General features: G+C 42.0%; 17 protein-coding genes. 12 read left to right on the plus strand and 5 right to left on the minus strand.

Annotated elements, in window-relative coordinates; all coding sequences use genetic code 11:
• Positions 1-16 precede the first annotated feature (16 nt).
• Positions 17-4,171 (plus strand): FG-GAP-like repeat-containing protein, encoded by a 4,155-nt coding sequence (locus EQY75_RS13690; RefSeq protein WP_129606759.1) that lies wholly within the window; start codon positions 17-19, stop codon positions 4,169-4,171.
• On the opposite strand, the gene EQY75_RS13695 is transcribed toward EQY75_RS13690, so the two are convergent.
• The gene (locus EQY75_RS13695; RefSeq protein WP_129606761.1) at positions 4,168-4,716 is read right to left on the minus strand and encodes a hypothetical protein; all 549 of its coding nucleotides are present in this window, start codon (positions 4,714-4,716) and stop codon (positions 4,168-4,170) included. The two genes, EQY75_RS13690 and EQY75_RS13695, sit on opposite strands and share 4 nt — an antisense overlap.
• Positions 4,717-4,763: 47 nt before the next feature.
• Entirely contained in the window at positions 4,764-5,828 is a 1,065-nt protein-coding gene (locus EQY75_RS13700) for a mechanosensitive ion channel family protein (protein ID WP_129606763.1), read from the minus strand.
• Positions 5,829-5,981: 153 nt separating this feature from the next.
• Here EQY75_RS13700 and hemH point away from each other — a divergent pair, with 153 nt between their 5' ends.
• From hemH to EQY75_RS13755, 11 genes are all read left to right on the plus strand, one after another.
• Positions 5,982-7,013, plus strand: a complete 1,032-nt coding sequence (gene hemH, locus EQY75_RS13705) for a ferrochelatase (RefSeq protein ID WP_129606765.1) — start codon at positions 5,982-5,984, stop codon at positions 7,011-7,013.
• Complete coding sequence (locus EQY75_RS13710; RefSeq protein WP_129606767.1) at positions 7,013-8,404, plus strand: MATE family efflux transporter; 1,392 nt, start codon at positions 7,013-7,015, stop codon at positions 8,402-8,404. Before hemH ends, EQY75_RS13710 begins: the two co-directional genes overlap by 1 nt.
• A gap of 135 nt (positions 8,405-8,539) precedes the next feature.
• On the plus strand, positions 8,540-9,250 hold the full coding sequence (locus EQY75_RS13715) for a hypothetical protein (protein WP_129606769.1): 711 nt from the start codon (positions 8,540-8,542) through the stop codon (positions 9,248-9,250).
• Positions 9,251-9,261: 11 nt separating this feature from the next.
• The gene (locus tag EQY75_RS13720) at positions 9,262-9,456 is read left to right on the plus strand and encodes a hypothetical protein (RefSeq protein ID WP_129606771.1); all 195 of its coding nucleotides are present in this window, start codon (positions 9,262-9,264) and stop codon (positions 9,454-9,456) included.
• Positions 9,457-9,929: 473 nt separating this feature from the next.
• On the plus strand, positions 9,930-13,061 hold the full coding sequence (locus EQY75_RS13725) for a WD40/YVTN/BNR-like repeat-containing protein (protein ID WP_129606773.1): 3,132 nt from the start codon (positions 9,930-9,932) through the stop codon (positions 13,059-13,061).
• 91 nt (positions 13,062-13,152) lie between these two features.
• Positions 13,153-16,281: a WD40/YVTN/BNR-like repeat-containing protein gene (locus EQY75_RS13730; RefSeq protein WP_129606775.1), complete on the plus strand. Its 3,129-nt coding sequence runs from the start codon at positions 13,153-13,155 to the stop codon at positions 16,279-16,281.
• 2 nt (positions 16,282-16,283) lie between these two features.
• Positions 16,284-16,835, plus strand: a complete 552-nt coding sequence (locus tag EQY75_RS13735; RefSeq protein ID WP_129606777.1) for a CopD family protein — start codon at positions 16,284-16,286, stop codon at positions 16,833-16,835.
• A gap of 95 nt (positions 16,836-16,930) precedes the next feature.
• Positions 16,931-18,355: a sensor histidine kinase gene (locus tag EQY75_RS13740; protein ID WP_129607121.1), complete on the plus strand. Its 1,425-nt coding sequence runs from the start codon at positions 16,931-16,933 to the stop codon at positions 18,353-18,355.
• Positions 18,352-19,134 carry an enoyl-CoA hydratase/isomerase family protein gene (locus EQY75_RS13745; RefSeq protein ID WP_129606779.1) on the plus strand — a complete coding sequence of 261 codons (783 nt, stop codon included), beginning with the start codon at positions 18,352-18,354 and terminating at the stop codon, positions 19,132-19,134. Before EQY75_RS13740 ends, EQY75_RS13745 begins: the two co-directional genes overlap by 4 nt.
• A gap of 24 nt (positions 19,135-19,158) precedes the next feature.
• Positions 19,159-20,709: a hypothetical protein gene (locus tag EQY75_RS13750; protein WP_129606781.1), complete on the plus strand. Its 1,551-nt coding sequence runs from the start codon at positions 19,159-19,161 to the stop codon at positions 20,707-20,709.
• 49 nt (positions 20,710-20,758) lie between these two features.
• Entirely contained in the window at positions 20,759-21,829 is a 1,071-nt protein-coding gene (locus tag EQY75_RS13755) for a PA0069 family radical SAM protein (protein WP_129606783.1), read from the plus strand.
• 58 nt (positions 21,830-21,887) lie between these two features.
• On the opposite strand, the gene EQY75_RS13760 is transcribed toward EQY75_RS13755, so the two are convergent.
• From EQY75_RS13760 to EQY75_RS13770, 3 genes are all read right to left on the minus strand, one after another.
• Positions 21,888-24,359 (minus strand): TonB-dependent receptor, encoded by a 2,472-nt coding sequence (locus EQY75_RS13760; RefSeq protein ID WP_129606785.1) that lies wholly within the window; start codon positions 24,357-24,359, stop codon positions 21,888-21,890.
• A gap of 147 nt (positions 24,360-24,506) precedes the next feature.
• The gene (locus EQY75_RS13765) at positions 24,507-25,208 is read right to left on the minus strand and encodes a LytR/AlgR family response regulator transcription factor (RefSeq protein WP_129606786.1); all 702 of its coding nucleotides are present in this window, start codon (positions 25,206-25,208) and stop codon (positions 24,507-24,509) included.
• Positions 25,209-25,212: 4 nt separating this feature from the next.
• Positions 25,213-26,229: a sensor histidine kinase gene (locus EQY75_RS13770; protein ID WP_129606788.1), complete on the minus strand. Its 1,017-nt coding sequence runs from the start codon at positions 26,227-26,229 to the stop codon at positions 25,213-25,215.
• Positions 26,230-26,283 lie beyond the last annotated feature (54 nt).

Raw genomic sequence — 26,283 nt, forward strand, 5'->3', positions numbered from 1 at the left:
GGATTAATTGCGAGAATTGAAGCGATTGCCTAATATTACACCTTCGATAGACCATGGAAACAGAGTGATGAGGAAAATAGCGTTTTCGATTTTTTTTATTTTTTACGGAATTGCAGTTTTTGGCCAGGCCTTCTTTTCAGATGTTCAGCCTCAAATCATAGATCAGGAAGTGAAATATGGAGATGTCTCTACATTCCACGGCCCCGGTATTTCTTTCACAGACTATGACAATGACGGCTGGGATGATATAACCATTCCCGCCTCAACCACAAGGGATTTTCAGTTCCTGCACAACACAGGAGGACAATTTGAAATTCAGACTTTACCTATCAATAGCGGAGGAATAGAGGCCAGACAGGTTACCTGGGTTGACTTTGACAACGACGGGGATCTTGATTTTTTTGCGAATAGTGATGCAGGCGTATGCTGGTTTTACCGCAATGACGGAGGCAATGCATTTACAAATATTATTTCCTCTTCGGGGATTGCCCCTGAACAAAAAGCTTATTGGGGGAATTCCTGGGGGGATATTGATAATGACGGGGACCTCGATCTATTCCTGATTGTCAGGGACAATGATTTTGTAGATCACAATCTGCTTTACAGGAACGATGGTAACGGAGATTTTACAGACATAACGGCAACTTCTGGCCTGTATTTGGAAGCACAATTTACACAGAGCGCCGCATTCCTTGATTACGATCGGGATGGAGACCAGGATCTCTTCCTGGCCAACGACAAAGATGAACTTCCAAACGTGCTCTATCGCAACCAGGGAGGTGGCATCTTCATAGATGTTAGTATTGCTTCAGGAATGGACCTTTACATGGACGGAATGTCGGCCACCGTGGAAGACTACAACAAAGATGGCTGGCTTGATATTTATGTCACTAATATCTATCCACCGGCCTTTACTAATAGTGTATCCGGGAATGCCTTTCTCAGAAACAATGGTGATGGTACCTTTAGTAATATTGCATTGGCCAATGGAACGCGTTTTGACGGTTTTGCCTGGGGGTCGGTATTTCTGGACGGTGAGAATGATAGCGATCAAGATCTCTACGTGGTGAGTCATCAGGACGGGTCTGAAGGTGGTCCTTCCTCCGCTTATTATGAGAATAATGGTAACGGCAACTTTAATAATACTTCTACCTCGGGCTTTGCCAATGATATAAGGGCGAGCTACGGTAATGCTATCGGGGATATCCAGAATGACGGGCTAGCTGATATTGCAGTGATCAATATAGATGATCAACCCATAAGTCTTTGGGAGAACCAATCATCGACAGAGAATAACTGGATTAAAATAAAACTTCAGGGAACAGAGAGTAATCGCATGGGGATCGGCTCTTTTATAAAAATTGGGTTTGGCGGGGAAGTTGAATACAGGTATACCCTTTGCGGGGAAGGTTTTATCAGCCAGAACAGCTTTTACGAATTTGTTGGAATCGGAATGGCCGAGAGCATCGAATTTATAGAAGTGATCTGGACAAGCGGTATCAAAGACCGCTTTGAAAATATTACGCCCAATCAAATGATTACTCTGGTTGAGAATACCAATCCCGTTGAGAATAACGACCTCAATGGAGTTGGTGAATCAAGAGCAGAAGAATTCGCACACTTATCGGTTGCCAGACAATGGAATGAAGCGCTACTCGATGCAATAAGGAATGACTTTGCAAGGCCACCGGTCCATGCCAGAAATTTATATCACAGCGCAATAGCCATGTACGATTCCTGGGCGGTTTTTGACAATGCAGCAGAAACGGTTTTTCTCGGTAAAACCAAAAACGGGTTTTCATGCAATTTTGATGGGATTGAAACACCTGCAGATACGGATGCTGCTCGCCAAATAACAATGAGTTACGCCCTCTACAGCTTACTCTCTCATAGATTCTCAAATTCACCCGGGGCCACATTTGCACTTCAACGTTTTGAAGAACTCTTTTCACTACTTGGGTTTGACAGTTCCTTTGTAAGTACGGATTACAGTACAGGATCGTATGCGGCACTGGGAAATTATCTGGGGGCAAAGCTGATAGAATTTGGTGTAAACGACGGTGCAAACGAAAATGATGACTATGGAAACCAATATTATCAGCCGGTAAACGAACCCCTCGCTCTAGACAGATATGAAGAATCCTATGATCTGGCAGATCCCAATCGGTGGCAACCTCTGGCATTTGAGAGTTTTGTTGATCAGAGCGGAAATCCCATCGCTGGCAGTGTTCCTGAATTTCTTAATCCCGAATGGGGACAGGTAGTGCCATTTGCCTTAAAACCTTCTGATCTTGAAGTGCTGAATAACGGTTTTGACAGTTATGTCTACAATAATCCGGGGCCACCGGTAAATATTCAAAATTCGGATCAGGATGGGATACAGGATCCTTATAAATGGCATTTTGCCCTTGTTGCCTCCTGGTCTTCCCACTTGGATCCCTCAGATCCAACCTTTATTGATATCTCCCCGGGCAGCATTGGAAACGTCGATATGTCTTTCTTCCCTGCTTCATTTGAGGACTATCAGACCTTTTACGATTTTACAGAAGGAGGAGACATGGGTACAGGCCATCCCCTTAATCCGTTTACGGGTCAGCCTTACGAGCAACAGTTAGTAAAAAGGGCCGATTATGCCAGGGTTCTGGCAGAATTTTGGGCAGACGGTCCTGATTCTGAGACCCCTCCCGGCCATTGGTTTACAATATTGAACTATGTGAATGATCATCCCGAAAACTCTAAACGAATTGCGGGTTCAGGTGAAGAAGTAGACGATTTAGAATGGGACGTAAAAGCGTATCTGGCCCTGGGCGGTGCCATGCACGATGCGGCAATAAATACCTGGGGAATAAAAGGATACTATGACTATATCCGGCCTATTTCTGCAATCCGCTATATGGCTTCCAAAGGACAGAGTACAGACAGTACCTTGCCCAGTTTCCATCCGCATGGCTTACCCCTTATCCCCGGGAGAATAGAATTGATCGAAAATGGAGATCCCCTGGCGGGTTCTGGAGGAGAAAATATTGGTAAAATCAAAATTTATGCCTGGAAAGGCCCTGACTTTATCACGGATCCCACTACGGATATCGCAGGAGTAGACTGGATTCTGGGAATTCAATGGTGGCCGTATCAGCGCCCCACCTTTGTAACCCCTCCTTTTGCAGGGTACGTGTCGGGACATTCTACTTTCTCTCGGGCTGCTGCCGAGGTTTTAACAAGATTTACGGGGGATCCTTATTTTCCTGGAGGCTTGGGCGTGTTTGATATTGAACAAAATAATTTTCTGGTTTTTGAACAGGGGCCAAGTGAAAATTTCAGCTTGCAATGGGCCACCTACAGGGATGCGTCCGATCAAACCAGTTTGTCAAGAATATGGGGTGGTATACACCCACCTATTGATGATATTCCCGGTCGGATTATCGGTGATAAGATCGGGAATGAAGCTTTTGCGCTTGCTGCTGAATATTTCAACGGAAAGGTTTCCATTGCCTCAGACAATTTTTTTGTCAAAACCAATGGAGAAAGCTGTTTTGAACAAAATGACGGTAGCGTCACCGTGAATGCCGTGGATTATTACAACTACGAATTGGAGATCAATGGACAAGTCTACAATTTTACCAGGGAAATAGTGGTGGAAAATTTGGCTCCGGGAACCTACAACCTTTGCCTTAGTGTAAAAGACTATGCCGATTTTGAACAGTGTTACGATGTGATTATTCAGGAAGTTTTACCGATGGAGGCGTCATCTAAAATTGAATCTGACGGCCTATCCCAAAAGGCGACCATAGAAGTGAATAAAGGCACGCCACCGTATGAATTGAGAATCAATGGGGAAAGAAAAGGCAGTTACGACAGTAAAATAATCGTTACAGCCGTAGAGCCCGGAGATTTACTCACATTAACTTCCGCCCTGCCATGTGAGGGCGAGTATTCAGAACTTGTGGGTCCTGCAAATCAGCTGGCTTACCCCAACCCCACTTCGGATATCTTGACAATTCCGTCACGTACAGATAAAAGCATTATTGAAGTTTATACTCAATCCGGGCAGCTAGTTAGAGCTTTTGCAGGCAATGAAAAGATATCGCTAGCTTCATTGAGTAAAGGTATTTACCTGGTGGTGCTAAAAAATGAAAAGAACACGAGTTCTATAAAAGTTATAGTGGCAGACTAAGTGTGAGACTGTTTTCTTTTATTGTGGTTTAAACCTATAGTATTCGTTATCATCTTTTTAATAGACCTGTTTACTCCCGGTGACAAAGAGTTCAAATATTTATCCTGTGCTAATAAGAGAATTTCATTGGTAAGCTCAGGATGTTTTTTTGCCATTTTAATGATAAACTTAAAAGCAGTATATCTGATCGATGGTTTTTTTTCAACATCCTCCCATAGTGAAACACTGAGATCAAATAAATGTCCTTCCTGTTCCTCATTCAAATTCATTTCAAGGAGGATCTTCAGCAATTCTCTCTGGTGTCCGTCTGTTTTGTTGCCAATAGCTTTAATTAGTTTAGGAATGTGATTCTTTATTCTGATATCATTTTTCGAGATATAACTCCAAAGTACCCAGGCCGCTCTCCATGAATAAGGTTGCTTATTCTGTATCGCGAGTTCTACAGCCTCATCAAAATATTCGGGATGATTATTTAAAAAGACAATCATCTCTTTTTTATGTGAATGAAGTAACTTTTGCTCTAAAAGTGTCTCGGTAGACATCATCGAAGAGGGTTTAGTAATTGTCAAAATAGAAGATGATCAAGTCCTGCTTAATTCTTATTTCTTTCATCTTTTATAAATACCCGTGAGTGAGGGAGACTTTCCGGATAATTTTCTTGTAAAAAAGTAATCAGCTTTTCTCTTACAAGTACCCTGAGGTCCCATGCCGTAGGAGAATCTTTTGCGCTCATCAATGCCCTTATCTCTACATGCGTCCCCGTTGCGTTGGTCACCTGTATATTCTGAGCCTTTCCATCCCAGAGATCTGTGCTGTCCAATATGCGTTTGAGCTCTTCCCGCAACTCATCGAAGGGGACTTTGTAGTCTGTATAAAGGAATACGGTACCCAGAATATCAGCAGTAGTTTTAGTCCAGTTCTGGAAAGGTTTTTCAATAAAATAAGTAGTGGGAAGTACCAAACGCCTTTTATCCCAGATGGCAACTACCACATAGGTTAGGGTGATCTGTTCTATCCTCCCCCATTCACCTTCCACCACCACTACATCATCAATTTTGATAGGTTGGGCGATCGCGATTTGTATTCCGGCCAGGATGGCGCCGATCATTTTTTGGGCGGAAAAACCTATGATGATACCGGCTACACCGGCAGAAGCAAAAATACTGATCCCAATCTCGCGGATTTCCTCAAAACTCATCAGGGCTATGCCCAGGGCCATGATGGTTACAATGAAAATAAATATGCGTTCCAGAATGGTAAACTGCGTATATACTTTTCTGGCCTTGAGGTTATCGGTGGATTGAACGTCGTAGTTGTTGATCACTAATTGTTTGATCAATTTGATGATCCTGATCAGCAGCCAGGTAAAAGAAAAAATAAATAGCAGAGTACTGATTTTTCTGAACCAGGCGCCATAATCCTCCAGGCCCAGTAATTCCCTCAGTGCACCCATTCTTATCAGGAAGGAAAAAAGTATAAAAACCAGAGGGAGCGATATCTTTTTAACAGTGTCCCTGGGAAGGAGATACTTGTCATCTTTCCCGATTTTCCTAAGTATCGAAGTCGTAAATATATAGATGAGGACAAGTAAAAGCAGCCCCCCAAAAACGTATAACAGGGATTCGTTGGAAGGTATTTTCAGGATTTCTTCTTGCATCAGTTATAAAAGTTTAAAAAGTAAAATAAGGAACATTCGGCTCAATACCATAAGAAATTAGCAATCTCTATTTCAACATAGGTAAAGTATTGGAATGAGCTGTGGTCAGTTGAGGTACAAGTCGTATTTTTGGGGGGTTAAAAAAATTGAGATTTGAAAGGAGTATTATTAGTAAATCTGGGATCACCTGACAGTCCTACTGCAAAGGATGTTAAGCCCTATCTGGACGAGTTCCTGATGGACAAACGCGTGATCGATGTACCCAAATTATTACGCAATATCCTGGTTCGCGGGATCATCTTACAAACCCGCCCAAAAAAATCCGCCAAAGCGTATAAAAAAATATGGTGGGAAGAAGGTTCACCACTGATAGTTATATCGGAACGTTTTACGGAGAAGGTTCGGAAAAAAACAGAACTTCCCGTTGCCCTCGGAATGCGTTATGGCTCATTGAGTATCAAAAAGGCCCTGGACGAACTAGACAAGAAAGGAGTAGATGACGTCCTGCTCGTGCCTTTGTATCCCCATTATGCAATGTCCTCATACGAAACTGTGGTTGTAAAAGCTTTGGAAGATCAGCAAAACTATTTTCCTTCCATGAAGATGACAACCCTACCTGCCTTTTACCACCGTCCGGAATATATAAAGGTATTGTCGACGAGTATTGCTGAAGGATTGAAAGACTTCGACTATGATCACGTCTTATTTTCCTATCATGGGATCCCCGAAAGACATATCCGAAAGTCGGATCCTACCCGCTTTCATTGTAAGATAGACGGTAGTTGTTGTAAAATAAACTCCGTTGCTCATCATACCTGCTACAGACATCAGTGTTACGAAACCACAGAGTTGGTAAAAGCGTTTCTCGGGTTGGATGAAGATAAGGTGAGTACCTCTTTTCAGTCGCGCCTTGCAGGAGATCCATGGCTTAAACCCTATACAGATTTCGAATTTGAACGTCTTGCCAAAGAAGGTAAAAAGAAGCTCGCTGTTATTACTCCTGCTTTTGTCAGTGACTGTCTGGAAACCCTGGAGGAGATAGCTATGGAGGGGAAAGAACAATTTGAAGAAGCGGGGGGTGAACACTACAAGCACATTTCCTGTCTCAATGAACGAGACGACTGGGTTGAGCTCATGGCTTCCTGGATTTCCAACTGGGAAACAAAAAATCTACTACCGGTCTGATGGCAAAGGTCTCCTCAGATGATTTAGGCTCAGAATCGATCGGGAGACTCCTGATTAAACAGGCAGTACCTGCCTCCATAGGGATTTTGGTAATGTCCCTGAACATCCTGGTGGATACCATTTTCGTTGGGAATTGGATCGGCTCAATAGCAATTGCAGCCATAAACGTAGTCTTACCGGTTTCTTTTTTTATCGCTGCCCTGGGGATGGCTATTGGTATTGGAGGGAGCAGCATTATTTCCAGAGCCCTGGGGGCGGAAAACAAGCACAAGGCCTTAAAGACTTTTGGCAATCAGATATCCCTCACCCTTTTAGTCACCATAACCATGGTGGCATTTGGCTTGTATTTTGCAGACGGACTTATTCCCGCTTTTGGGGGCAAGGGAGCTATATTTAAGCCGGCGAAGATCTACTATACCATTGTTCTTTACGGCGTGCCATTTCTCGCCCTGTGTATGATGGGTAATACGGTTATCAGGGCGGAGGGGAAACCCAAATTCGCCATGATTGCCATGATCATTCCGTCAGTCGGAAATCTTCTGATGGATTATGTTTTTATTTACATCTTCGATTGGGGGATGGAAGGCGCGGCCTGGGCTACAACCGGAGGGTACCTCTTGTGTTTTGGATACATCTTTTACTTTTTTCTCTCCAAAAATTCAGAACTGAAAATTAAGTCGGTCGACTTTAGGCTCGATCTTCCCATTTTAAAAGAAATAGGATCTCTGGGTTTTGTCACCTTATCAAGACAGGCAGTTACCAGTATTACCTATCTTCTGATGAACAATATTTTATTCGATCTCGGAGGAGAATCGATGGTAGCAGTATACGCGATAATCGGTAGAATGCTGATGTTTGCCTTATTCCCTGTATTTGGTGTAACTCAGGGCTTTCTGCCTATTGCCGGATACAATTACGGAGCACAAAAATATGAAAGGGTAAGAGAGTCCATAAACACGGCAATTACTTACGCTGCTATTGTTGCTACGGTTGTTTTTGTAGGTCTTATGGTTTTCCCGGCCGAGATTACCGGATTGTTTCTCAGCAGTCGTGCCGATATGTCGGCTGAGGAAATGGCCAGCAATATTTTTGTTCTGGAAAATACCCCAGCGGCGATGCGATGGGTTTTCGCCGCTACCCCGATCATAGCAATCCAATTAATAGGGGCGGCCTATTTTCAGGCGGTGGGAAAAGCCGTTCCTGCGCTCTTGCTGACACTTACGCGGCAGGGCTTTTTCTTTATTCCACTCATCCTGATTCTTCCCATTTACCTCGGCGAGCTAGGGGTATGGTTGTCTTTCCCTATAGCAGATACCCTTTCTACAATTGTCACAGGATATTTCCTTCGTCGGGAAGTTAAAACCTCCCTTAGAATTGACGCAGCGGCCTGATATCCTTTCTCCGCTCTAATCTTCATTAGTTGTTTTTTGCCTTCTGCAAGGGTGTTGCGTATTGCCATCCTACTTTGCATAAAATACGAAGCGCAACGTATGTGGAAATGAGATGTTGAATTAAAATGAAGGAAGATGACACAATTAAAAATGTTGCAATTAAGAGTAAAAGGAATGGCCGGTAATCTGGCGTGGTTTATAAATATTAAGGTTTTTCTTATTACAGGCCTGATCGTGCTAGGAAGCTGTGAGACACAAGAGAGTGATTACGAAAAACCGGACAATAAAAAGGCTGTAGCCTTATTTGAGGAAGTTGTGAGGAAGACAACGCCTAAAGTCAGGGGATTGATTGAAAAGTACCCTGAACTCCTATCTGAGAAGGGGTCAATGAAGGAGGAAAGAGTGCAGGCCCTGGAGAAGGAGACTCGAGAAGTTTTATTACCCATGGTCAATGGGACTAAGGCCTTATTAAAATCCTACAATGTAAATGAAAAGGATCTGCGGCAGGAATTTCAGGAAAAGGATGATCCGAGAATTGCCCTGGTTGGGTTGATGATCCTCGCCTCAGAAAGCAAGGAGCAAATGGCAGTTGCCAGAAATTTTGTGAATGCTTTCAGGACCGTGGGTTACTCCTTGCAAGGGGCGACTCTAGAAGAGGCAAAAAAGGATTGGGTGGATTGTCTCATTGTTGCGGTAGGAATTGATGTAGTAGTTGATTTTGTTAACGGCAATGTCACCGAGGCCATCGCCAAAAAAGCGATAAAAAAGATTGCTTCCCGTGCTCTGGGAGCAATTGGGGCTGCTATAGCTGTCTATGAGTTTGGAAGTTGTATGGGATGGTACTAAAATATAATACTATGAAAAATTACAAGCTAACAACACCCAGGACCATTTTGTTTGGGATCATATTCACAGGTGGATTAATTTACTTTACCAAAAATGGGATCAATTCAATGGAAACCTATGAAATTGTTCTCAGTGCTGTACTGATGCTCGCCTTATTGACTTTGATACTTTTGAAGATTTTAGAAGCAGTTAAGAAAGGCTCTTAACTATTCTGCGGATTTGGGATATGGAAAGCCTCAGCATCTCTGCCTGAGGCTTTTATTTCGTTTGTATTATAGGCCAATTTAGCTTGGTAAACATTTGAGTTTCGCCCGCGTTTTGCTTGCGAACAAGATCATCCATTTAATGAGACCAGGTAGTTAAATTAGGATCAGAATTTATCCTTTATTTTCTCAGTGTCTGACTTTCATTTCGATTATATGCATGTAAAGAAAGAGTGACGGCTAATATGAATACAGTGCGAAGTAGAAAGAATGGAAAAAGTTTTATCATCCGTCTAAACTTGAGCAAAAAAGGCATAAAGAATACTGAGGATGAGAGCGGGGCGCTAAGAATATTACGAACGTAAAACCTCTTGTTAGCCTTTTGAAAATGGATTATGGATCCTCATCATTATAAGGTTTCGGGTTTCCTTGTTTTTTGGTACATTTAGCTTCGTCGAACTAGAACACTAATCAACATGAAATTCAAGATTTTTACTCAGGCTATGGTGATGGCCTTATTCCTGTTCACCCTCAATGTAAATTCCCAGAGACGCTCAAAAGCGGCTGTAGCGGCTGTATACCCGGAAGAGTTGTATTCAAGTTTGGAATACAGACTGGTTGGGCCTTTCAGAGGCGGAAGATCAGCAGCAGTGACCGGGGTACCCGGACAGCCTAACTTGTTCTATTTCGGGGCTACCGGAGGAGGAGTATGGAAGACAACCGATGGCGGCAGAACCTGGGGTAACATTTCAGATGGTTACTTTGGGGGAAGTATTGGGGCGGTGGAAGTCGCCAATAGTGATCCCAATGTGATCTATGTTGGAGGAGGAGAGAAGACGCTGAGGGGGAATGTTTCTTCCGGTTACGGAGTTTGGAAATCAGTAGATGCAGGTAAATCCTGGAATTCTGTAGGATTAAACAATAGCAGGCATGTCCCTAGAATTCGAATACATCCAGACAATCCGGATATAGTTTATTCGGCTGTTCTAGGCGACATCTACAAACCTTCTGCGGATAGAGGGATCTATAAAAGCACGGATGGTGGGAAAACGTGGAGAAAAACACTGTTTGTCAATGACCAGGCCGGTGCAGTAGACCTTATTCTCGACCCAACGAATCCGAGAATTATCTACGCTTCTACCTGGCGTGCCCAAAGGACGCCTTATAGTCTCAGCAGTGGTGGAGATGGTTCTGCACTTTGGAAGAGTACTGATAGCGGGGAGAACTGGACAGAGATTTCCAAAAATGAAGGTTTCCCAAAAGACACCCTTGGAATTATAGGAGTAACCGTTTCACCTGTGAATCCGGACAGGGTTTGGGCAATTGTAGAAAACAAGGATAAAGGAGGGCTTTACCGATCTGAAGATGGAGGAAAGAAATGGAGTCTGGTAAATTCTGAACGAAAACTACGTCAACGCGCCTGGTATTACACCCGGGTATATGCCGATACCGAAAACGAAGACTTGGTGTATGTACTCAATGTGCGGTATCACAAATCGACAGACGGCGGGAAAAGCTTTAATACATTTAATGCCCCGCACGGAGATCACCACGACCTTTGGATTGCCCCTGAAAATCCTAAAAGAATGATTATAGGGGATGACGGTGGGGCACAGATATCCTATGATGGCGGACTCACATGGAGTACGTACTACAACCAGCCAACTGCTCAATTCTATAGGGTAACAACGGATAATGCCTTTCCATATCGCATCTATGCGGCTCAACAAGATAATTCCACAATTCGGATTAACCACCGAAGCTCAGGGCGTACTATTGGTGATGACGATTGGGAATCAACAGCCGGCGGGGAATCTGCCCATATAGCCGTTGATCCAACCAACAATGATATTGTTTACGGAGGAAGTTACGGAGGATTTCTCACCAGGGTAAACCACGATGCTAACACTGTGAGGGGAATTAATGTTTGGCCCGATAATCCCATGGGATACGGTGCAGAAGGAATGAAGTATCGTTTCCAATGGAATTTCCCGATTATCTTCAGTAAACACGATCCTAAAAAACTTTACACCTTCTCCAATCATGTTCATCTGAGCACCAACGAAGGGCAGAGCTGGCAGCTCCTCAGTGGGGACCTTACCCGTAATGATCCCGACAAACTTGTGTCTAGCGGGGGACCAATTACCCAGGATAATACTGGGGTGGAATACTATTGCACCATCTTTGCCGCTAATGAAAGTCCGCTTAAAGAAGGCCTTTTGTGGGTGGGAAGTGATGATGGCCTTATCCATGTCTCAAAAGACGGAGGTGGAAGTTGGGAAGATGTGACACCCACAAATATGCCCGAATGGTCGATGGTGAATAGCATTGAACCATCAGTATTTGATGAAGGCACCTGCTATGTTGCCGCTACCCGATATAAACTAGGTGATTTTCAGCCGTATTTGTACAAGACCACGGATTATGGTAAAAGCTGGCAAAAGATCACCAGTGGAATAGCAAATGAGCATTTCACCAGGGTATTGCGGGAAGATCCGAAAAGAAAGGGCCTTTTGTATGCCGGAACGGAAACAGGGATGTATATTTCTTTTGATGATGGGCGCAGCTGGAAACCTTTCCAGCTCAATCTGCCTATAGTACCCATTACTGATCTTGCCGTCAAGGACAATAATTTGGTGGTTGCTACCCAGGGGAGAAGCCTTTGGATCATTGATGATCTCACCATTCTACATCAACTAAATGAAGGTCTTGCTTCTGATGAGGCTGTATTGTATAAGCCCAAGGATTCCTACAGGACCCAAGGTGGAACCAGCAGAAGTCCTTCTAAAACAGCCGGGCAAAATCATCCTAACGGAGTCATCACTCATTTTTATCTAAAGGACCTCTCAGAAAAAGATAGTGTGGCACTTACCTACACTACAGTATCGAGAGACACTCTGGCTGGTTTTAGTTCGTACGCTAAAGAAAACGACAAAAAACTCAAGGTCAAAAATGGTGGAAACACACATGTTTGGGATACTAGAGGAAAAGGCGCACAGGACTTCAAGGGAATGATCCTATGGTGGGCCAGCCTTAACGGGCCAAAAGCGGTACCGGGTACCTATCAGGTGCATTTGTCCGTCAATGGTACTACTGAATCACAATCCTTCAACATCTTACCCGATCCCAGGGCCGAGGTTACGGTTGCTGAAATGCAAAAGCAATACGACTTTATCTCCGACATCAATAGTACAGTTGACAAAGCACATGGCTCTATCAAGAAGATCAGAAAGATCACAGCGCAACTCGATGCCTTTATGGCACAGTACAAAGGAGATGAGGCCACCAAAGAACTTGTTGATAAGGCGAAAAAATTAAAATCCGATTTTTCTGAAGTGGAAAAAGCGCTTTATCAGACTCAAAACAGAAGTGGTCAGGACCCTTTAAATTTCCCTATCAGACTCACCAATAAATTAGCTCACCTGAACAGTCTGGTGTCTATCGATGATTTTCATCCAACAGACCAGGATATTGCAGTTAAAAATCAACTTACCTCAGAAATAATAAAACAGTTGGATCAATTTGATACTTTGGTAAGCGATGAGATCAAAGCATTTAATGATGCTTTTAATGCAATGCAACTAAATTATCTCTTTATAGAAGATTAGAATGTCTGTCTAAAAGGCCCTTAGTTTTCGCTATTGGGCCTTTTTAATCTCAACACCATACAAAGCCGTTTCAAAAAATACCCCACCAAAGATGAAATCACGTATCCTTTGCTTTTTGTTAGTACTGATTACCGCAGGCCTTACTGCGCAAACAGCGGAATCTTATTTTCAACCTCTGAAGTATAGAAATATCGGTCCCTTTAGAGGAGGGCGATCTGTCTCTGCAACCGGAGTAATGGGTGATCCGCTTACGTATTATATGGGGACTACCGGGGGCGGTCTTTGGAAAACCTCTGATGCAGGAGCGAGGTGGGAGAATATTTCGGATGGTTTTTTTAAAATGGGCTCCGTTGGCGCTGTTGCAGTTTCCGCTTCTAACCCGAATATAGTGTATTGTGGGATGGGGGAACATGCCGTTAGAGGTGTGATGACTTCCTACGGAGATGGAGTGTATAAATCTACAGACGCAGGTAAGACCTGGACGAAAATGGGTCTGGAAAAGACCCAACATATAGCACGAATTCTTATTCATCCCACCAATCCGGACATAGTCTATGTGGCTGCACAAGGAGCTTTATACGGCCCAAATAAAGAAAGGGGCATCTTTAAAAGTGTGGATGGGGGTAAAACATGGAAGAATACACTTTTTGTAAATGACCTCACCGGTTGTAACGAGCTTTCTATGGTTTCATCTACTCCTGAAGTTATGTATGCCAGTATGTGGCATCATCAACGCAAACCTGAAATCGTCATTAGTGGAGGTGAAGGGAGCGGACTATACAAATCCACTGACGGAGGGGATACCTGGAAAAAAATCCACGAGGGATTGCCCGAAGAAAAAGGAAAAATGGCTATAGCCGTGAGTGAGGCTAATCCCCAAAAAGTGTATGCCTTAATTGAAAGCGATTCTGACCAGGACCTGGGGGGATTGTTTGTATCCAATGATGCCGGGGACTCCTGGAAAATGGTCAGTGGTGACAACAGACTGGTACAACGCGCCTGGTACTACATCGAAGTTTTTCCAGACCCGAATAATGAAAATGTAGTTTATGTTATGAGCGCTCAAGCCCTGCGCTCTATTGACGGTGGAAAGACCTGGGAAGAGATTACAGGAACACACGGGGATTATCACGATTTGTGGATCAATCCCGACAATTCCCGAAATATGATTATTGCCAATGACGGTGGTGCAGCCATTTCTTTCGACTATGGTAAAACCTGGACGAGTCAGGACATCATGCCTACAGCCCAATTTTACAGGATCAATACCGACCGCTTGTTTCCTTATAACATTTATGGGGGACAACAGGACAACTCTTCGGTCAGAATCCCTCACCTATCGCTTTCGAGTGGGGGAATAGGAGAACAGGATTGGACCAGTTCAGCAGGAGGTGAAAGTGCTTTTCTGGCTTTCGATCCTGACAACCCCAGATATGTGATGGGAGGTAGTTATTTAGGCTACATCGACCTGCTGGATACACAGACCAAATCACGAACAAAAGTCCTGGCGGCCCCCATTCAATATCTGGGCATGGCGGCAAGAGACATGAAATACCTCTTTAACTGGAACGCACCTATAATTCGTTCCCAACACGAACCCAATACATTTTACCACTGTGCCCAAATGGTACTCAGGACAAGAGATATGGGTGTCACTTGGGAAGAAATTTCACCAGACCTCACAAGAAATATGGATAATAAACAAGGCAAGGGTGGAGGTCCCTATACAGTAGAAGCTGTAGGTGCAGAAAATTACGGGACTATTTCTTATATGATCGAATCACCGCATGAAAAAGGTGTATACTGGACAGGTAGTGACGATGGCTTTGTTCATCTAACCAGGGATGGGGGAAATACCTGGCAAAATGTAACCCCTAAGGGATTAAAAGAATGCCTGATCAACGCCATTGAAGTATCGCCACATAATCCCGGAACGACCTATATCGCTACTACCCGGTATAAGTTTAACGACTATACCCCCGCCCTTTATAAAACGTATAATTACGGGAAAAGCTGGACAAACATAAGTTCGGGGATTCCTTATGGCTCCTTCACCAGGGTAGTTCGTGAAGATGTGGAGAAATCCGGACTTTTATATGCAGGAACTGAGAAGGGGATATTTATTTCATGGAACGATGGAACTTCATGGGAGCCGATTCAATTAAATCTACCGAATACTCCCGTTACAGACCTTAAGGTACATCAGGGAGACCTGATAGTAGCTACTTCTGGAAGATCGTTCTGGATCCTCGATGACCTTGCTGTACTCGCGCAATACGAGCCTCTTAACCAGGGCTTAAAACTCTATCAGCCCGAAAGTGCCATGAATGCTTCATGGAGTAGTCCATTAAATGGGAATTCAAAGAAATTCATCGGTTCTCAGCCCTTCGAAGGTGTGAATCCGGCTAATGGGATGGTGATCTATTACGAATTACCTGTAAGTACCAATAAGATCCCGCTAAAAATGGAGATCAGAAATTCTCAAGGGAAACTTATACGTTCATTTAGTTCAGAGAAAGACGTGACCTATCAGGAGCACAACGGCGGCGGACCTCCCCCAAAACCAGTTTTACCCAGGGAAGAGGGGCTGAACAGATTTGTCTGGGATATGAATTATCCAATTATGGAAGGAATTCCGGGTGTGTATATGGAAGCCGGATTTGAAGGTCATATGGCGCCGCCGGGAGTTTACGACATAAAGCTGACCATGGGAGATGAGTCTGTTAAGACCCAGGCTAGTATTATAGCTACTCCGGGTTTTGAAGTTTCTAATACCCAATATGAAGAATTTGATTCCTTTATGTCAGAAATGGAAGCTGAACTCAGTGTCATGCATTTAATGGTCAATCAATTGTACAATGTACAAGGGCAACTGAAAAAAATATTGGAATCCCTTGAAGCAGGTCCTTTAAAAGAAACAGGACAGAAACTGCTAAATGATTTGGTATCCTGGGACGAAGATATGATTCAGCGGAAATCACAGGCGTATGACGATGTTGAGAATTTTCCCAATAAATTTACGGCGGAATATATTTTCCTGATTAACCAAAGCAACAGTGTAATTCCCAGGGTCAATCAGGGTTCAAGGGAACGTAAAAAAGAACTGGATACACAGTGGAACATGTTGAAGGAAAGAGGCCAGCAGTTTCTTGAAGATGCCCTTCCCGAATACAACAAAGCCTTGTGGAACTCCGGAATAGGAGCTATTCTATTACATTGATTATGGGGGAATATTACAATTACATCAAAGCGTTGCACCTTATTTTTGTGGTCACCTGGTTTGCTGGCTTATTTTATATTCCCAGGCTATTTGTTTACCATATCGAAGCTCAGGAAAAGCCCGAACCCGACCGGCAGATATTATCGCAGCAATTGAAATTGATGTCGAAGAGACTCTGGTATATCATAACATGGCCATCAGCCATTTTGTGCACCTTATTTGCAATCTGGTTGCTAATCCTGATGCCAGGCTGGCTATCACAATCCTGGATGCACGTTAAATTACTATTTGTTGTATTACTGATTGCCTATCACCTGAAGACTCATCTGATGTTTATTCAATTACAACGAGACCAGGTAAAATACAGCTCAAATTTTATGCGAATTTGGAATGAAGGAGCTACCCTTGTCTTGTTTGCGGTAACTTTCCTTGTCATTTTAAAAAGTGCCTTTAATTGGATCTACGGAGTAGTAGGGATTTTTGTTTTGGTCATATTGCTGATGCTCGGGATAAGGCTCTATAAAAGGATACGTAACAGGAATCCCGACGCCTGATGATCTCATTTTTGGACTGATTATTGCTATCTTTAGAAGCAAATATAAGAGCCTTGTTCAAAAAGTTCTCCCTCAGGTCCAGGATTTTTGTCACCATGATATTCTTAGTGTTAATTGCTTCGGTGCTTATCGCCGGGGTAACCATCTATCAATACAGGGAACAGTCAAAGGATTACCATCAGGAAAGGCTGGAGCGAAAAGAGGAACAAGTAAAACAGAGTATCGCGTACACCCTTCAGGCAACTACTTATCCCGTCATCACACAAAATCTCGGGCTGATCTTCAAGGATGAAATTTACCGTATCGCTGATGTACAGAACGTAAATTTCAATCTTTACGACCTCGAAGGACAACTCATTAAAAGCAGCAGGCCGAAGTTTCATAACGACTCAATATCACTTTGCCTTGATGCTGAAGTCCTCAATGGGCTGAAGGAAAGTCCGAATAAGCGACTGGTTGAGGACAATGTAGCTGCCGGAAGCAAGTACCAGGCGTCCTACACCTACATCAATGATCCTAAATTTAAACCGATAGGTATACTTAATCTGCCGTATTATGAGGATAATTCCTTTAATAGTATGGAATTACGAGAATTCTTGTTCAGGCTAGGCGGGGTATACCTCGTGATGTTTTTTATAGCAATTATCCTTGCGTATTTTATTTCAAAATATATTACCCGCTCGCTTGAAAATATATCGGAGAAGTTACATCAAACCAACCTTACAAAGCGCAACGAAAAGATCTATGTAAAAAATCCCAGCGTGGAGATCAATAAACTTATTGATTCATACAATAGTATGATCGATCAGCTGGAACAGAGTGCAGCGAAATTGGCGAGAAGTGAAAGGGAACAGGCGTGGAGAGAAATGGCCAAACAAGTAGCTCATGAGATCAAAAATCCACTAACCCCGATGCGCTTAACCGTCCAGAGTTTTCAGCGAAAATTTGATCCGTCGCAAGGGGATGCAAAATTGAAAATTGAGGAGTTTTCCAAAACCCTTATTCAGCAAATTGATATGATGAGTAGCATTGCGGGGGCTTTCTCAAATTTTGCTGAGATGCCAGCTCAACAAAATGAGACGCTTAATGTAGTGAAAACGGTAAAATTGGCGTTGGACATTTTTAATGAAAATTACATCCATTTTATTTCTGAAGAAGAAGAAATTATTGCGAAATTAGACAGAACCCAGTTGATCAGGGTGGTTACTAATCTTGTAAAAAATGCCATACAGGCTGTGCCCGACGTTGAATCTCCTAGGATTCTTGTTTCAGTAACCTCAGACGGAGATTACGTTAAGATCGCAGTGGCTGACAACGGCATTGGTATTTCAGATGAGGTAAAAGAAAAGGTCTTTGAACCAAAATTCACAACGAAATCAAGTGGTATGGGACTCGGACTGGGGATGGTAAAGAATATCGTAGAGACATATAAAGGGACAATTTCACTGACTTCCCAACCCGGTAAAGGCTCGGTTTTTTCTGTGAGATTTCCAAAAGCGAATCAAAATATACAAGTATGAGTTACAATAATCTTATCGTCGAGTTAGATGACAATATAGCCGTAGTTGTGATCAATCGGCCTAAAAAATTAAATGCGCTAAATACCGCGACAATCAAAGAGCTTCACCTGGCCTTCAAATCTCTGGAAAAGAACAAAAAGGTAAGGGTGATAATACTGACAGGAGCAGGGGAAAAAGCCTTTGTTGCCGGAGCTGATATTTCGGAATTTTCCCATTTCAATACAAAACAGGGCGGGCAACTGGCTGCCCAGGGACAGGAATTACTATTCGATTTCATAGAAAATCTAGACAAACCTGTGATAGCTGCTGTCAATGGCTTTGCTTTAGGGGGCGGACTCGAATTGGCCATGTCTTGTCATTTTAGAATAGCCAGCCATAATGCACGAATGGGTTTGCCTGAAGTATCCTTAGGGGTTATTCCCGGATATGGCGGTACACAGAGGCTTCCTCAACTTATAGGTAAGGGCAGGGCGATGGAAATGATTATGACCGGGGGGATGATCGATGTGGAAAGAGCCATAGAGTTTGGCCTGGTGAACCATATCGCATCTTCTGAAGAATTGATTGATTTCTGTAAGGAGATCGCAAAAAAAATCGCGAAAAACTCCCCAAAGGCTGTTAGTCAGGCAATAAAAGCGATAAATGCGGGTTTTAAGAATGAAGTTGACGGGTTTGAGGTGGAAATCGAAGCCTTTGGGCAATGCTTCGGTACCGATGATTTCAAGGAAGGTACTTCTGCCTTTCTGGAGAAAAGAAAAGCCTCCTTTCCAGGATCCTGATTGATTTCATTTTAATTAAAACATATGCAAAAACGAATCCTGCTTTTCGGCCTGCTTTGTATTGGATTTCTTGTAAGAGCACAAGAACTTCCTGTGGAATACACCTTCGGAGAAAAATATAATGATCGGTATAAATATTCTAATCTGTTGAATATTGAAGACGATGGTCAAGGGGGTTCATTACTCGTAAGGGCCTATTACTCTGGAATGATCTTAAAACCGAAAGGTTTTATTATAGAACATTACGATGAGAATCTTCAATTGATTTCGGAATACAATTACAAACTAAAAGGATCCGAATTTGTCAATGGCTATTTTAAAAACGGACAACTGTATTTACTATTTCTGGACTATAATTACGAATCTGAGGAATACGAATACTGGGTACACAGGAGTCCGGTAGACCCATTTACCTTTACCAAGGAAAAACTCCTTTCATTCCGATCTGCCCCTGTCAAAAATCCTCTTGACAAGAATTATTACAACAGAAAGTTTAATTCTGGTTTTACAACCACAGTCTTATTTCCGGAAGACAAAAGTTCTTTTGTAATCAGCACCCATTACAAAAAGGGCAAAAATAACCGTCACGATATCTACCTTTTTACCTCAGGCCTTAAGAAAGCCCTTTATCAGGACTTTTCATCTGAAGTAGAGGAGAAGAATTATGCCTTTGAGCGCGTAGCAGTTTCCAAAGACCTGAGTGAAGTCTTTATCCTGGGGAAAGCCTATTTTAAAAAGCGACGCTTTACGGCTCTTGAACGCAAGTTTCAATACGAATTAATCAAGCTTACCAATTCGGGCATCGCAACGCAGAATTTCGACTCGGAGGGAAAATATTCAGAATCCTTAACTCCTATTCTCAACAAAGGAGAACTTATATGTGTGGGCTTTTACGCAAACCGCAAGGACAACAGGTATAACGGTCTGTCTTATTTTAAGGTCGATCCTATTTCTCTGGATGTAAAAACAAAAAAATACAATCCTTTCTCCGATCAATTCATGTTTGATAAGTTCGGACAGGAGGAAGACAAGGATATAAAGAATCTGGTTTTTAAGAGTGTAGTGATTACTCCACAAGATGAAATCCTTTTCAATGCCGAGGAGTATTTTGTTACCCAAAGTGTACAAGCTAATTCAAGTGGAGGCAGGTTGAGAGTAGAACGCTTCCATCACAACGACATCGTCAGTGCTAAGATGGATGCCCAGGGAAATATGGTTTGGGCCAGGAATATCAATAAATCTGAGGTTACCCAAGGTGATGGATCTTATGCCTCATACAGTTCCCTCACCAAAAATGGTAAAACCTACTTTTTTATCAGCACAGCTGCAGATAATCCCCAGGTACTCAACAAGGAACGGATTATCTTCAAACAAGGTCTGAGCAGAAACCGAAATGTTTTTATTATTGAACTGAATGAAAAAGGGCAGATGAGCTATAAAAAAATCATCGACTCAAAAGATGCGCGTCTTCCCCTTATGGTCTCAAACCCGCTGATGAATGAACAGAGCGGTAAGGTGCTCTTCTATGCAAAAAGAGGAACCAAAAAACAGCTGGTTAATGTTGCCTTAGACTAATTGTTTCGTTTTGGAAAAAATCCATATATTTGGATAATATCCAATATTAATGAACTTCAAACATCTTAAGGGCAGAGGTGCACAACATAATTCCAAGAATAAGTTCGATGCACTTCATTCTGAATGGAGAGACGATTTCCTAGAATACTGCTTAAAGGAGGGCGAGCTGGCCGACAATAATAAAACTGTTTACCTCCCTATTTTTCCAAAAACGATAATCAATAAAGTAACTAGTCCGGATGTAGGAATGTCTTATTCCATGAATCCTTATCAGGGTTGTGAGCATGGATGTATCTACTGTTATGCCAGAAATACTCATGAATTTTGGGGCTATAGTGCGGGGCTAGATTTTGAGCGAAAGATTTTAATTAAGGAGAATGCTCCGGAACTGCTTGAAGCCAAATTAAAAAGTAAATCGTGGAAAGCGGAGACCATCGTCCTCTCAGGAAATACGGATTGCTACCAGCCTGCTGAAAAAAAATACGAGATTACCAGAGCTTGTTTGGAGATTTTCCTGAAGTACAGACATCCGGTTGGTATTATCACGAAGAATGCTTTGCTGCTGCGCGATCTCGATCTGATTATCGAATTAAATAAATACGGACTTATCGGGATAAACATTTCCGTGACATCACTAATTGAGGAGACCAGGAGGCTTTTAGAACCTAGGACGGCTACATTGTCGAGACGTCTCAAGACGATAGAGATCTTGTCTGAAAATAAGGTTCCTGTAAATGCAATGCTGGCACCACTAATTCCGGGAATCAACAGCCATGAATTAATGTCTCTGGCCAAGGCTGTCTCGGATTCCGGGGCGCTCTCTTTTACTCATACTGTGGTGAGGTTGAACGGCGCAATTGGAATGCTTTTTACAGATTGGATTAGAAGGACGATGCCCGATAAAGCAGAAAAAGTACTGAATCAGATCAAAAGCTGCCATGGGGGCAGCCTGCAGGATAGCAGATTCGGTATCAGAAACAGGGGGGAAGGACCACTGGCTACAAATCTAAAGGAAGTGGCGAGGATAGCCAGACAAAAGTATTTTAAGGGGAAGAAATTTCCAGCTCTGAATAAGGACTTACATCAGGAGTACAAAGAAGGGCAGTTAAAGTTATTTTAAGATCAATCACACAGCTAAAGAATCTATAATTACTGCAGGCAGAGTAATAATTTAGATTTTATTTGGAATATCCCTCCTCCTCGTCGTCTCTTTCGCGGTTTTCTTCCCTTCGTTTTTTCTTCTGATTGATACGGTAAACGAATGAAAAATTGATTTGTCTTTCCCGCCATTGAAATTCACTCTCCGATGAGAAAAATGGGGTTTCAGTTGAATTTATTCGTCGCCTTGAATTCAATAAATCTCTTACGTTTAGAGAAATTGTGCCTTTATCTTTCATGATATCCTTACTAAACGCAAGGTTGAGCGTGAAAATTCCTTCTGTTCTGGTTTGTGCGTTCTGAGTGGGACCTCTATAAAAAAGATTGGTTTGCCAATCGATTCTTCCCGGAAGACTGACTTTTGATCCAAAACGCGAAAACCAGCTCGTGTTCTTTGCTCCGAAATCTGTTCCGCGGAATACCCCTTCGGTATTAAATTCAAAGAAATTAAAGCTCGTATTGATTCGCCACCACTTGGTGGGGTTGTAAAGAAGACCTAGTTCGGCACCAATTCGCTTGTTGGTGGATAAGTTTATAGGCAGCGAGCGTATGATGACAATACCGTCAGAGGTTACTTCGCCGGTTTCCTCTTGAATGCGCTCAAAAGAATTGGTTTCCCTTTGATAATAAACCGATGAGGTTAGCGTCAAATTTTCCCAACGTTTCAGGTATCCAACATCAAAGGCATCTGCAAACGACGGATCTAAATCAGGATTGCCCTGGAAAATATTGGTACGGCTAGATCTTGAAGGAAAAGGATTGATAAACCATCCTCTTGGTCTGTTGATACGGCGGTTATAGCCTAAAGTGATATTCTCGTTCTCCTTGAGCTCATAGGTCAGGTTTAAAGTCGGGAAAAGATTTAAATAGTTCTTATCGAAATCAAGTTCAATATCATCACCCAGTAAATTTTGAAGGGTTTCAACGTCAGCGCCAAGCACCTGGCCTTTTAACTGGGTGTTTTCTAACCGAAGTCCGGCCAAAAAGCTGAACTTTCCAAATTTATCGCCATATTGAGTATATAAGGCCTGAACATTTTGATTAAATATAAATTGGTTAGATAAACCTGTATTGGACTCAAAATTACCGGTTTCCAGGTTGAGTTCTTCCAAATTGAAATTGGTGTCAGTTTCCTCAAAATTACCTCGATAGCCAGCTTCAAACTGAGCATCGCCAATGGGCAGTACATAATCTGCCTGAATCAGAAATTCATTCTGCACCTCTGTCTCTAGAATATTTTCTGCACCAACAGTCTCAGTATTTGGAAAGGTATTCTCTTCTGTTATTGTAATTGGTTTAATTTCTTCGTCGAAGGAGTACTGAGCATCTACCGCTAATTTATGCCCCTCATCATTGAAATTATTGATGTAATTCAACGAGAGTTGGTAGGAGGCTTCGTCTTCAGCTTGGAGTTCCTGCCGCAAGGTTCTGCTGTCTATATCATTACCTACAAATCGAACGGTATTGTTTTGGGTCAAATCTTCACCATCGTTAAGTCGGCCAAAAACACTAGCCGTTAACGAAGACTGATCAGTTAAAAAGTATTCAAGACCAACGTTTGCATTGAAGCCACTATTTTTTCTGTCGATATCCCTGTCTTCGGTAATTCTATCAAAAGATCCCTCTGAATACGTATTGTCAAAAAAACCGTTACCGGGTGGGGTACTGTATGAATAGCCTAAGGTGGTAAAGAAGTTGTAATTATCTGTTCTGAAATTCAGGTTGGGCGTGAAATTAAATCGGTCAGGATAGCCTATAACCGTATTAATAGTTCCATTAAAACCCCTGGTTTTTTCTTTTTTTAGTACGATGTTTAGGATACCAGCTGTTCCTTCGGCGTCGTAACGCGCAGATGGACTTGTAATAACCTCTACCTTTTCAATAGCATCAGCAGGTAGTTGTTGCAAGGCATCTGTAGAACCAAAGCCTGCTAAGGCAGAAGGCCTGCCGTTAATTAGGATTCTAACATTGCCATTCCCCCTTAGATTTATTGCACCATCAACATCTACCGTAACAGATGGAATGTTATCGAGTGCATCGCTAATGGTGGCTCCGCTATTAGTTAGGTCTTTCCCTACATTGTATATTTTTTTATCAAGTCGGACCTCTACCGATGTTCTTTCAGCAACCAGCTCAACCGACTCAAGTTGCTCTACATTGGGCGATAATTTAAGCTTACCAAGATTGACTGAAGAATCAAAAGTTTGAACAGGGAGTTCCAAAGTTTTAAAAGAAATATATTCAATTCTACTTTTATATCTGCCTTGGGAAATTTCGACCTTAAATTTTCCATTAAGGTCAGTAATACCGCCGGTGATGTTTTCAGGGTTGTCAATATCCTGCAATACAAAAGTTGCAAACTCCAAAGGCTGCCCTGTTTCATTTTCAACAACGGTACCCGAGATGAAAATTGATTTTGACTGTGAAAGGCCCTGTGATGCGAAAGCTATTATAAAAAGAATCGAAAGGCTTATATTTTTAAAAGAACTCATTCTGTTTAATGTTTGATTCAAAACTATAAACAATATGACGTCTTTAAAACTTTATTCTTCCAACACCCAAACAAAACATGTCAACGACACTAAGAAAATGTTAAAGGAATTTTCCTCATGGGATTTTTATAAATTACTAAGAGATTATTACTGATTCAAAACCTTATTGACGAATGCTTCTTTGTATAACCTGCCGATTGGGAGCTCCATGTCATTATCTAAATAAACACGATTGCCTAAAAACTTTACGATCTTTTTGGTATTAATTAAATAGGATTTGTGAATTCTTAGAAACAAATCTTTTGGCAGCACCTCTTCCCAATGTTTCAGCCGCTCTACGGAGAGGTGTTTGGTCTCTTTGGTATAAATTACTGTGTAATCGGTATCTGATTTTATAAAAGAGATATCAGAGACCTTCAATTTTCGGTATTCGTGGCCTGACTTAATATAAATATCATCCGAATCATTTATTGTTTGGCTGGTTTGCCTGTCGCTATTACCAGGTGTTTTACTCACCTTGGCTATGGCTTTTAAAAATCGTTGAAATGAAAATGGTTTTAGCAGATAATCAATGACATTGTATTCATAGCTTTCAAGGGCATAATCAGAAAAGGCGGTGGTTAGGATTATATTAGGCCGGTTACTCAAGGATTTAATAAATTCCAAGCCGGTCAATTTGGGCAAGTGAATATCTAGAAATACAATATCCACTGTATTGTTTTTGAGGAATTCCATGGCCTCCAGAGCACTTGAAAACGTACCTTTAAGTTGCAGGATCTTAGCGTCTTCAATGTATTTTTGCAAGATGCGCTGCGCCGGTACTTGGTCTTCAATAATAATGCAGGTCATTTCGTCAGATTTTTGTCAGTTCAATACTTAAGTCCACCTCGTAGGTATTGCCATTATCACGTATAGACAGCTCGTGTTTTTTCGGGTAAATCAGGTTTAATCTCTTTCTCACATTAGTCAATCCTATTCCGCTTGAGAGACTTTCATGTTTTTCACCACTATCGTGATTATTGATACACTTAAAAAGCAAGGTATCACCCTTAAAAGAGACATCAATTTTGATACTTATATCGTCTGATTGCTCTGCCTGACTATGTTTAAAAGCATTTTCTATAAATACAATTAAAATTAATGGGGCAATTTTATAGTTGGCCACTTGTTGGGACACATTAAAAGATACCGTACCCCGATCTTCAATCTGTAATTTGCTCAATGCGATAAAATTCTGAAGCTGTTCTAATTCTTTCGCAAGAGGCACGAAGTTTTCCTTGCATTCGTATAGCATATATCTTAGCAGACCACTGAGTTCCAGAATAATCTGAGGGGTCTTTTCAGAACCTTGAATGGCATATGAATAAAGGTTGTTGAGGTTGTTGAACAAAAAATGCGGATTGATTTGTGAACGTAAAAATTGGAGTTCGCTTTCTTCAATAATGCTTTCAAGTTTTTCAATTTGCTGTTGCTTTTGCAGCGCATCCCATCCAAATTTAAATCCCACCAAAACGGTAAGTACAGGGAGCACCCCCAGCATAGAGTAAAGGACCGGAGCAAAAGAAGAAGCTCTTCTTGTCCCCGGAAAAAATACAGGTTCTAAAACTAATTCCTCAAGGACGATGAGCAAAGCAATAATGGATACAAGAGAAATCGAAAATAGAATATACTTTTTCTTGTATAGAAGCTTTGGCATTAGAAAATATCCGATAATAGTGGAAGCCAGGACATAAGTTGAAAAGAAAACGAACTGATGTAATTTAAATCCTGGTTCGTTACGATCAAAGGAGTAAAAAAGAAAGACTACTACTAACAGAATCACTTGAAAAACAAGTTCTTTAATCGAAATGTTCCATTTTGACTGTTTCATGGGAAGCAAGAGAATAGTTTGATAGATACTCACCAAAAAAAACTCGCAAACGGC

Origin of the sequence: Muriicola soli, from assembly GCF_004139715.1 — a bacterium.
Lineage (GTDB): Bacteria > Bacteroidota > Bacteroidia > Flavobacteriales > Flavobacteriaceae > Muriicola > Muriicola soli.